The organism is Isoptericola croceus (genome assembly GCF_029382255.1).
Taxonomy (GTDB): Bacteria; Actinomycetota; Actinomycetes; order Actinomycetales; family Cellulomonadaceae; genus Isoptericola; species Isoptericola croceus.
Window position 1 is genome coordinate 1 of the sequence record NZ_JARLLG010000020.1, and the last position, 1958, is coordinate 1958.

Genomic DNA, 1958 nt, shown 5'->3' on the forward strand with positions numbered 1-1958 from the left:
TGACGGCACCTGCAGGCCCACCCCCGACATCGATGGCCCCGAAGGGCACCGCCGCCAAGCTCACCGCATCCCGCACAGCGTCGTCATCGCGGCGAGCGAGCTCCCGTGTCTTCGACTCGACCACCTCCCAGGCTGATCACGATCTGCGTGATCGAACCGTCCTCGGTGCTGCGGTACAGATCGACGCCGTTCGCGGCGGACCCCCTCGGAGTAGCCCTTTCTCGCCATGAACAGATTCTCGCCGACCCCAGGATCAGCCTGAATTCGACGCGTCCATTACTCGGGCCCAAGCCCCAGCAACGCGGTTACGACAGCGCGGTCCGTACGGAGGACAAGCTTGGCACGGGAAATGAATGGCTACGCCAACTACTTCTCGACGCCCTGCTTGCCATCAGGATCGACCAGCCAGTCGGCCGTGACCCCGAGAAAGAACTCGGAATCGTTATTATGGTCGTAGGTACCACAGGTAATATCCGCTCCCGGGTCGCAGACCTCGTCAGCAGTGGTGACCGGGGTGTCGACCATCCACTGCCCATCGACTTCAACGAGCCGAAATCGTGTGGGCCGAAAGTCGAGTCGCTCGACGCGTTCGATCCCGTTGCCAAGGGCGATAATCTCATGCCGTTCGCTCTCCAGCCCTGCCAGCCTGTGCCCAGTACGTCGACTCGCGATGGCAGGTCTTTACCTCGATCAGCCCGCCATCGGTCTCGACAATATCCTCGATCACGATCTGGTCCGGCCCCTCGAACAACCGCTGATCATTGTGCACAAAACTGCCCTTGGTGAAGTTGTAACTGCAGGTAACCGCGGTGCTGGTCGCGTCCTGTGTCACCGATGTACTCAGAGGCATCAGTTCGGCCAGTTCTAAGTTGAAGGCGTTGGCTGAGGCGTTGAGCCACCTGGTGTACTCGAACACCACCTGGGCGCGCGGATCGTCGGCCAGACCACCACCCGGTGCACGGTCGCCCTCCCAGGTGACTTCCGCCGCACCTGGAGAGGCTCAGGGGCGCACCCCGCAGCGGTGACCGTGACCAACAGCACCGCCGCACTGGCGGTCACGGCACGACGAAACATGGCAGCACGAAACATGGAGGGGACCTTACTGGGAGCGAAGCGTGGATTGAGAGATGTGCGTGGCGAACGTGCCGAACTGGCCCGCTGGGTGGTGAACTTCTGTCGCTGTCGCTCATCGTCTCGATCAGGTCAGCGTCCGCCAGATCGTCGACGAACGTCCCCGGACGCGGTCCTGCCGGCGCGTAACAACCGGATCCCCCACGAACCTCTCTGTCACGGCGGCCTCGTGCTCGCCCTGCGCGCGCCCCGGATCACTGCGAGTGGCGTGGTCCCTGCTTGCCATCGGGGTCGACGATCCAGTCGCTGGTGACCTCCAGGAGGATCTCAGGGTCATTGTTGTGCACGTACGTGGCGCGGGCGACGTCGATGTCTTCCTCGCAGCCACCACCCGCGTTTGCCCAGAGGTACCTGTCAACGACCCACCGCCCGTTCTCGTGGACCACTCGCTGGGTCGCCTTGCCGATGTTGACGGGTTCGACATATTCCAGTTCGTCACCAACGGGGGTGATAGTCCGCCACTCGGCGTCCGGCGGGACAGTGGCACCGGCCAGAGTCCACCACGGAGACATGCGGATACACGTCACGACCTCTGCCGAACCGTTGCCGTTGTCGATGATGTCGAGGACGGCGATCTGGTCAGGCCCCTCGTAGAGCTTCTGGTCGCTCGATCGGAGGTCACCTTCGGTGAGAGAGAACAGGTGGAGGATGTGGGGGCTGCTGTTGGGGGTCATGGTGGCGCGCAGCTCGGGGGTGGAGAAGTTGAAGGCGTTGGCAGAAGCATTCGCCCACAGGGTGTAGTCGTAGAGGGCCTGGGCGCGAGGGTCGTCGACGAACTCGCCCGCAGGCGGCTGATCGTCCTGCCACATGACCTCGGGGTTCACCTC

General features: G+C 63.3%; 3 protein-coding genes. All 3 read right to left on the reverse strand.

Going from position 1 to position 1958, the window contains the following annotated elements; genetic code table 11:
* Positions 1–366: 366 nt before the first annotated feature.
* Positions 367–525, reverse strand: a complete 159-nt coding sequence (locus PZC42_RS20575; RefSeq protein ID WP_277213925.1) for a hypothetical protein — start codon at positions 523–525, stop codon at positions 367–369.
* A gap of 91 nt (positions 526–616) precedes the next feature.
* Positions 617–919 carry a hypothetical protein gene (locus PZC42_RS20580; protein ID WP_277213926.1) on the reverse strand — a complete coding sequence of 101 codons (303 nt, stop codon included), beginning with the start codon at positions 917–919 and terminating at the stop codon, positions 617–619.
* Positions 920–1325: 406 nt separating this feature from the next.
* On the reverse strand, positions 1326–1958 hold a 633-nt coding region (locus PZC42_RS20585; protein WP_277213927.1), incomplete at its 5' end, for a hypothetical protein.